Source organism: Thalassobacterium sedimentorum, from assembly GCF_031127905.1.
Lineage (GTDB): Bacteria > Verrucomicrobiota > Verrucomicrobiia > Opitutales > Coraliomargaritaceae > Thalassobacterium > Thalassobacterium sedimentorum.
Genome location: NZ_JARXIC010000059.1, coordinates 1 through 8,182 on the forward strand (window position 1 = coordinate 1; position 8,182 = coordinate 8,182).

Sequence of the window (8,182 nt, forward strand, 5' to 3'; positions counted from 1 at the left end):
ATTGATGTTCGTAGATGATGTGGGGTTTTGCATAAGTTTGTCACTGTAGCGTTTCCACGCTCCTGATAAACTCCCATGTCATCTACGTTTTGCATTTCAATTGGTTCCTTTGCTTGTTAGGTTTTGGTATAAAATGACTTCTCATTCTGATAAACTGCCCCGTGTGCTGGTCGTCGAGGACGAGCCTTCGATTCGTGATAGCATTGTGTATGCTTTGGAGTCGGAGGGCTTTGCGGTCGATCACACGGCATCGGGCGGGGAAGCTTTGGCGCATCTGCAGGCGACGCAGTATGCCTTGGTGGTTTTGGATGTGGGGCTGCCGGATATGAATGGTTTCGACCTGTGTCGTGACTTGCGGCTGCGCAGTCAGGTGCCGGTGATCTTTTTGACGGCGCGCGCCTCGGAGGCGGATCGGGTGGTGGGCTTGGAATTGGGCGCGGACGATTATGTGACCAAGCCTTTCAGTCCACGTGAGCTTTCGGCGCGGGTGCGGGCCAACATCCGCCGCGCGCAGTTGAACGCGCAGCCTGCGCCGCTGCCGAATGCGGTGGCTCCGCGGGCGCGTTCAGGGCTCCCCTTCGAGGTTGATTATGAGCGTTGGCAGATTTGTTACTACAGTTCGCCGCTAACTTTGTCGCGTTATGAATTCCGCCTCTTGGTCGCGCTGATCGAAAAGCCGGGACGTGTGTATTCGCGCGCGCAGTTGATGGACCTCGCATGGGAAGAGCCGGACGCCTCGATGGAGCGCACGGTCGATACCCATATCAAATCCGTGCGGGCCAAACTGAAATCTGTGTGCGCCGATGTAGATCCGATTGTCACACACCGTGGCATTGGATATTCGATGAGGGAGCATTGGTGAGTTTAACCAATCGCATATTGATCAGCCTCGCGCTGATGGCTTTGGCTGGTTTCGCGGTCTTGCTGAATCCGATCTTGGATCGGGTCGAACGGCAGTATTTAGAAGCGACCGAAGAGCCGATGGTGGATGTGGCGGAGATCTTAGCGGCCCTCTTATCGCATCAGGGCGGGCATGTGATCCTTGCGCCGGAGGCTTGGCGTTCTGGTATGGAGTCAGTCAAAGCGAAGCCGCTGAATGCCAAGATTTATAATCTGATGAAGGACAAAGTGCTGATGGACTTTTATATCACCGATGCGGCGGGGCGGCTCATTTACGATTCCGGAGCGGTGGGCCAGGTGGGCGAGGATTTTAGTATTTTCTTGGATGTGGCGCGCACATTGCGCGGGGAGTATGGCGCTCGCTCTTCTCGCTTGGATGAGGCCGACCCCACCTCTTCGGTGATGTATGTGGGCGCACCGATTGTAAATGACGGCGAAATCATCGGCGTGCTCACTGTCTATAAGCCGCAGCGCAGCATGTTGCTCTTTATCATCGAGACCAAGCAGCGCTTGATTCGACTAGGACTGCTGGCGGTGGGCTTGGTGCTTTTGCTGGGGTGGCTGCTTTCGAAATGGGTGACGCAGCCCCTGCGGCGATTGACCGCCTATGCGGCCGCGGTCTCGCGGGGAGAGCGTCCGCCGGCACCGGTCATGCCGGGGCGACACTTACGCATTCTCGGGGAAAGCACTGAGGCAATGCGCGAGGCTTTGGAAAACCGCAAATATGTGGAGTCCTATGTGCAGTCTTTGACGCATGAAATGAAGTCGCCGATTGCTGGGATCCGTGGGGCGGCGGAATTGTTGCAGGAGGACCTGCCCGCGGCGAAGCGCACGCAATTTCTGGCTAACATTGAATTAGAATCCGCCCGCTTGCAAAACCTGGTGGATCAACTGCTGGCCTTGGCCTCGCTGGAAAATCGCACCGAACTGGGCGATCCGGTTGAGATCGAGCTTAGTGCGTTGATCCGGCGCATCGTGAATCATCACGAGTCCAACCGATTGAATAAAAAGATTCACTTCGAGCTGCAGCTGTCGGACGAGTGCAGGGTCGAGGGGGAGCTATTCCTGTTGGAGACTGCGCTCAATAACCTGCTGCAAAACGCCATCGATTTTTCACCGCTGGAGGGGCGCATCGAAATTCGAGCCTGGCTGGAGGGGCGTCAGGTCGCGATTTCCATCTGCGATGAGGGGCCCGGGATTCCAGAATTTGCGCTCGAGCGCATCTTTGATCGTTTCTATTCCTTGCCCCGGCCTCACAGTGAGCGCCGGAGCTCGGGGCTGGGCTTGTGCTTTGCGCGCGAAGCAGTCGAACTGCACCGAGGCAGCTTGCAGGTGGGCAATCGCGAAGACCAGGCCGGCGCCGAAGCGGTGATTCGTTTGCCCCGATTGTGAACGGCAAAACGCTCGTGAGTGTCCGGGTGTATTTTCGCTCTTCACTTTTGAGCCTTTAGCTCAATAAGTAGGCAGACACTCATGCCCAAACTCATACCAAAACGTCTCGGCGCGGACCAGGATCGGTCGCACGCTGTTTTACAGAAGCCAGAAATTCTCGCGCCAGCGGGGGATTGGGAGTGCGCACGTGCCGCCGTCGAGAATGGGGCCGACGCGATCTTCTTTGGTCTGGATCGTTTTAATGCGCGCATGCGGGGCAAGAATTTTACCGAGGCCGACCTGCCGGATCTGATGGCCTATCTGCACGGGCGTGGTGTGCGTGGCTATGTGACCTTTAATACGCTGGTCTTCTCTAATGAGCTCGCAGACGCGGAGAGCTTTCTGCGCTCGATCATCCGCTCCGGCGTGGATGCCGCCATCGTGCAAGACGTGGGCATCTGCCAGTTGATTCGTAAAATTTCGCCCGACTTCCCGATTCATGCTTCGACCCAGATGAGTGTTACCAGCGAGGCGGGCGTGCACTTTGCCGAAGAGCTGGGCAGCAGCGTCGTGGTGCTGGCGCGTGAGTGTTCGCTCAAGGAGGTGCATGCGATCAAAGAAAAGACTCTGAACAAGGGCTTGGATATGCCCTTGGAAATTTTCGTGCACGGGGCGCTCTGTGTGGCTTACTCGGGGCAATGCCTGACCAGTGAGTCGCTGGGGGGCCGCTCGGCCAACCGCGGCGAGTGCGCGCAGGCCTGCCGTCTGCCCTACGGCTTGTATAGCGATGGCGAGCCGGTCGATCTCGGAGATCGGCGCTATTTACTGAGTCCACAAGACCTGGCTGGATTGGATGCTATGGACGAGATCATCGATGCCGGCGTGGCGAGTCTGAAAATCGAGGGCCGCTTGAAGGCGCCGGAATATGTGGCCGCTGTCACGAGTGTGTATCGCAAGGCATTGGATGATGCCTGGACGCGTCGGCATGGCGAAGCGGCGCATAAGCCCGCGCCCTACCGTCAGGCCGAGGGGTGCTACGCGCTGGAAATGACTTTCTCCCGTGGCCTGTCGACCGGTTGGTTGGGCGGCATCGATAATCAGAAACTAGTGCATGCCCGCTTCGGAAAAAAGCGCGGCCTACGACTGGGGGTGATCGACCGCATAGAGCGCGACGGCATTTGGCTGCGCTTGGAACATCCGCTCAAAGCCGGCGATGGCGTGGTGATCGATCGTGGTCGCCCCGACGAACACGAAGAGGGTGGTCGTATCACATCTGTAGATACCAACGCCGAGGAGAGCTTCATTCGTTTCTTCCAAGGATCGATCAACTGGAAGCGCGTTGAGCCCGGGCAAGTGGTTTATAAGACTTCCGACCCCGCGCTGGACAAGAGTTTGCGTCAAAGCTTCGAAGTCGAGCAGCCCAATTATAAGCGTCCCATCCACGCCAGCGTGAGCGGGCGGGTGGGCGCGCCGCTAAGCCTGACCTTGCGCGATGACGAAGGGCACATCGCTCAAGCACAGTCAGAGCCCGAATTACAAGCTGCGCGCAACAAACCACTCGACGAGGCGATGCTGCGCAAACAGTTGGGACGCTTGGGCGGCAGTGCTTTTTACCTGGGCGATTTGGACATCGATTTGGCGGGCGACTGCATGTTGCCCGTGTCCGCTTTGAATCAATTGCGTCGCAATGCCGTCGACCTACTGATGGCGCACCGCGCTGAGCCGCTGCGTTGGCAAATGAACCCAGCGCCGCAGGTTACTATCGGCGAATCCGCAGCTGTCGGCAAAGCAAGCAGCCCCTATTTGATTCCCTACGTGCGTAATGCCGAGCAATTCGCGGTCGCTCTGGAACTGCCCTACGACGAGATATACCTCGAGCTAGAAGATCCGCGCAAATACGCCGCGGCCGTGGCGCAAGCCCGAGCCGCCGACGAGGCCGATGGGCGCACGCGCCAGATCTGGGTGGCGCCGCCACGCATGTTTAAGTCGGGCGAAGACTTTCTAGTCAAGCAACTGCTCAACTGTGGCGCCGACGGTTTTCTCGCGCGCAACCACGAGCACCTCACCGCGCTGGCTGATTACCGCATGCGCGGCGATTTCTCTTTGAACGTCGCCAATCACCTGAGCGCTGCCTATTTTATCGAGCGCTGGGGCTTGGAGCGTTTGACCGCATCCTACGATCTCAATACCGCGCAGTTGGATGCCCTCTTGAGTCATTCACCCGCCGGCAGCTTCGAGATCACCCTGCACCAGCACATGCCAATGTTTCACATGGAGCACTGCGTCTTTTGTGCCTTCTTATCGGAGGGGAAGGATTTTCGCGATTGCGGACGCCCCTGCGACAGTCACCAAGTGCAGCTCAAGGACCGCGTGGGAGCCCTGCACCCGCTCAAGGCCGATGCCGGTTGCCGCAATACATTGTTTAATTCCAAGGCGCAAACAGGAGCCGAGTACATTGAGTCAATGACCGCCCAAGGCGCCGGCGCTTACCGCATCGAGTTTCTCAATGAGACCGGCGAAGAAGTGCGCCGCACCATGCAGCATTACGCCGATTTGCTAGCTGGAGAGATCACCGCCGAACACTTATGGAAAGAACTCAAACTGATCAACCAGCTCGGTGTGACCCGCGGGACCTTGGAGCGCTAGTGTTCGAGAGCGATGTGGCAGTTATAGTTACTTGGCACTTGTCGCTCCTGACGTGCTTTACTTGTCGAGACGCAATTGGGAAAATGTAGTCCGCGCTCAGTCGTAGCGGGCATGCATTGCAGCCAAGGGGAAGTTTTTGCCCGGGCAGATCGTTTGTTCGCCGCGTAAGTCGCGGTGGCCGGCAAATTGTTTAGCATTGGGAATGATTTCGCCGCGTAGCCAATCCATCAGCTGAGTGAACGCGGCGAGTTGACGCTGGGTTGGGTGTGTAGCTTCGAAGTTGCCAACCAGGCAGATGCCGATTGCGGTGAGGTTGATGCCGTAGCTTTTGACGTGGCCGCCTAAAAGTTGCTTGGTCCAGCGTGGGCCGATTTCGATTTCACCGTCGCCTGAATCGATGCCGTTACCGATTACAAAGTGGTACGCGAGGCCGTTTTTCATGCCGCGTTTACGGTGGGCGCGATCGTAAATTGCGGCATTGCCATATTTGATCGCGCTGTGGTGCACGACGATACGTTTCCAGTTACTGGTGCGGATCTTAATCTTAGTTGTCGCACTGCGAACGTGGCCCAGGAGGTCTTCAATCGCGAGGGCAGCTGGAACTTTGAGTTTCTGGCCGATTCGAATCATGTCGCCAGTTAAATTGTTGGCGCGTTTCAGGTCGTTAACGCTGATGCCGTGAATCAGGGCAATATTTCCCAGCGTGTCGCCAGCTTTTACGGTATAAGTGCTGGATGTGCCTTGTGGGGTAGTGCTTGTAGAGCCTTGGCTGGGGACGGCTAACTTTTGGCCAACCCGAATTAAATCGCCACTTAGCTTGTTAAGTTTTCGCAGTTCGGTGGTGCTGATGCCGTGACGCATTGCGATATGTCCGAGGGTATCGCCGTCGCGGACGGTGTAGGTGGAGTTGGCATTGGCCAGTCCTAATCCTGCCAGGCTTCCTAGTGTGATTAGGCTGGCTCGTTTGGTAAACTCTCGACGTGTGACGTGCATATTCGGGGAATAGTCTCTGCTTGGACCGCATCCTGCAGACTTTGTGCCATCTGTAAAGGAGGTGCTGCTTTGAGTGCTCGCAAATCTGGAAGAAAGCCTTTTCAGTGCAAAACTATTCATGACAACGCTTCGACATTATTCCCTCGGTGAACCCTGCCCTTTGAGCCCACATGCTGTAGTTAGTAGCTTACCAACCATGGCAGACGTGTGCGGCTACGAAGAGCGCGAGGCACGTGTATTAAATGCTCTCAAGTCTGGATATCCACGCTTTGTGTTACATGCGTTTGTAGCTGAGATTACAGCTTATTTCCTGGAGCGTGAGCATCTGATTGGCCGTGATGGTGTGTTAGTCCCCGGGGAGCGGGCCGCTCAAGACTTGATCTATTATTGTGGGAGGGGTGTTGTGGTTTTGCCGCTTGATGCGTCCTTGTCGCTGGTGCATTTTGATGTGGCAGATCGTGTTCTGGCGCAGCGTGTTAGGAAGTTTGTGCAGCATACTGGCTATGGGATTACTTCGCGGCAAGCAGAGGACTTGTTGGTGGCGAATGGGTTGCGTGACACCTTGCATGTTGAGAAAATTGTAAGTGAGGGGGCACAAGTTGTAGTTGAGTCCGAGTTATCTGCGTTGATTGGTTGTGCGACTCGGGATCTAATGATTTGTGCCTCGGGTATGAGTGCATTCTATGCGGGCTTTCGTTCGGTGCAGGCGCTACAATCGTCACGAGGACGAACTCAGTGGTTGCAGCTGGGGTGGCTCTATTTGGACTCAGGTTGTGTGTTGGAGAAATTTTTGAATGAAGGTGAGAGTCTGGATCATTGTTATGATGTTTCGGACACGGAGGCTTTGATTGCGCGTATCGAAGCTTCCGGAGATGCTCTGGCAGGAGTTGTGATTGAGTGTCCTACAAACCCTATTGTACAAGTCGGAGACTTAGAAAGGATCGCCGAGGTCGTGCGTCGTGTGGGGGGGGCAGTTATTGTCGATCCCACAATTGCCTCCATTTATAATGTGGATGTTCTGCCGTATGCAGATGTCCTTGTGACCAGTTTGACCAAATATGCATCTTGCGAGGGGGATGTGATGATTGGGGCGATCGCCTTTAATGTAAATTCTCCTTATTATCAAGAGTTGATGGTCAGTGGTGCCCGCCATTGTCAGGCTCCGTATGCGCGTGATTTGGCGCGCTTGGCATATGAGTTGAAGCGAGCTCCGGCGGTGGTGGCTGTGATGGATCGTAACGCGCGCGTATTAGCTGAGTATTTAAGTGAGCATCCTGCGGTTGCTAAGGTGCATTATGCTGGTTTTTCCGAGCGTTTTGCATCGGTTGCAAAGAGGTCAGGTGCGGGTGGAGCGATGATTACGATTGAATTAAACGGAGATTTAGCGTCGTTCTACGATGTGTTGGAGGTGATGAAGGGGCCTAGCTTCGGCACTGAATACACATTGGTGTGCCCTTTTATGTATTTAGCGCACTATGACCTTGTTACTTCAAAGCAGGGACGCGTGTTTTTGCGTTCGATTGGAATTGAGCCCGACTTGATTCGCATTTCGGTGGGTGTGGAGCCGGCTGAGGCAATCATTGAAACTTTTGGTCGAGCTTTGGCTCGTTTAGAGCAGCGAGTGCGCTCTGTTTGACTGTTCTTTTAACTGTGTGAGCCTGTTCCAACCTTTAACTTGTTAAAAAGATATGACCCCGATTAGTATAATTAGGCATCCGAAGGAGCGCCGTAGTAAGTGTAGTTTGACGCCTTTGGAGGGACGTCAAGATGTTCAGTTCTATCGAGCTCGTGAGAACTGGAGCTTTGATATGACAGGATTTACTGTGCTAGGCTTGGGCGCCCCACAGCTATCGGCCGAAGATGCTGGGCGCCCGCTCTTGCTTCTGGATAGTACCTGGCGCTTATTACCGCAGTTGGAGGCCTGTTTGTATGGGGAGGGTGTGCGCAGGACGTTACCTGCGGTGGCCACTGCGTATCCCCGTGTGAGTAAGATTGCGGAGGATCCGCATGGGGGATTAGCGTCTGTGGAGGCCTTGTACTTGGCGAAATTATTATTAGGTGAGCGTGATGATGCACTGCTGGATGCGTATTATTGGCGCGATAATTTTCTGAATACGCTCATTGACGCGCAGATCTTGAGTCAATGAGCGTTAGTACTGTGCAATTCTCAAAATTTCCGCTTACATAATTAGTTGAATTCAAGGTTGTTGTGACTTTGTTGTAAAATAAATGCAATTTTTGATAAAAAGTACTTGAACGTACGAAGTACTTT

The 8,182-nt window shown here is 54.9% G+C and carries 6 protein-coding genes; 5 read left to right on the plus strand and 1 reads right to left on the minus strand.

Annotated features, from left to right (window positions below):
* Positions 1 to 133: 133 nt before the first annotated feature.
* The 3 genes from creB (at position 134) to QEH59_RS17720 (ending at position 4,917) form a co-directional block, all read left to right on the plus strand.
* Positions 134 to 862, plus strand: coding sequence for a two-component system response regulator CreB (gene creB / locus QEH59_RS17710; RefSeq protein WP_308986720.1), 729 nt, complete (start codon positions 134 to 136; stop codon positions 860 to 862).
* Positions 859 to 2,292, plus strand: a complete 1,434-nt coding sequence (gene creC, locus QEH59_RS17715; protein WP_308986721.1) for a two-component system sensor histidine kinase CreC — start codon at positions 859 to 861, stop codon at positions 2,290 to 2,292. The genes creB and creC overlap by 4 nt, the downstream gene beginning before the upstream one ends.
* Before the next feature lie 81 nt (positions 2,293 to 2,373).
* The gene (locus QEH59_RS17720; RefSeq protein ID WP_308986722.1) at positions 2,374 to 4,917 is read left to right on the plus strand and encodes a peptidase U32 family protein; all 2,544 of its coding nucleotides are present in this window, start codon (positions 2,374 to 2,376) and stop codon (positions 4,915 to 4,917) included.
* A 96-nt stretch (positions 4,918 to 5,013) separates the two neighbouring features.
* Here the strand turns inward: QEH59_RS17720 and QEH59_RS17725 are convergent, their stop codons facing one another.
* Positions 5,014 to 5,910 (minus strand): LysM peptidoglycan-binding domain-containing protein, encoded by an 897-nt coding sequence (locus QEH59_RS17725; RefSeq protein ID WP_308986723.1) that lies wholly within the window; start codon positions 5,908 to 5,910, stop codon positions 5,014 to 5,016.
* 118 nt (positions 5,911 to 6,028) lie between these two features.
* Here QEH59_RS17725 and QEH59_RS17730 point away from each other — a divergent pair, with 118 nt between their 5' ends.
* Positions 6,029 to 7,546, plus strand: a complete 1,518-nt coding sequence (locus QEH59_RS17730; RefSeq protein WP_308986724.1) for a PLP-dependent transferase — start codon at positions 6,029 to 6,031, stop codon at positions 7,544 to 7,546.
* Positions 7,547 to 7,598: 52 nt separating this feature from the next.
* Positions 7,599 to 8,057, plus strand: a complete 459-nt coding sequence (locus tag QEH59_RS17735) for a hypothetical protein (protein ID WP_308986725.1) — start codon at positions 7,599 to 7,601, stop codon at positions 8,055 to 8,057.
* Positions 8,058 to 8,182 lie beyond the last annotated feature (125 nt).

Bases quoted from the DNA above. Each gene is read 5' to 3' on its own strand.
- QEH59_RS17725 (WP_308986723.1), bottom strand. From the start codon at position 5,910: ATGCACGTCACACGTCGAGAGTTTACCAAACGAGCCAGCCTAATCACA.
- creB (WP_308986720.1), top strand. From the start codon at position 134: ATGACTTCTCATTCTGATAAACTGCCCCGTGTGCTGGTCGTCGAGGAC.
- QEH59_RS17730 (WP_308986724.1), top strand. From the start codon at position 6,029: ATGACAACGCTTCGACATTATTCCCTCGGTGAACCCTGCCCTTTGAGC.
- QEH59_RS17735 (WP_308986725.1), top strand. From the start codon at position 7,599: ATGACCCCGATTAGTATAATTAGGCATCCGAAGGAGCGCCGTAGTAAG.
- QEH59_RS17720 (WP_308986722.1), top strand. From the start codon at position 2,374: ATGCCCAAACTCATACCAAAACGTCTCGGCGCGGACCAGGATCGGTCG.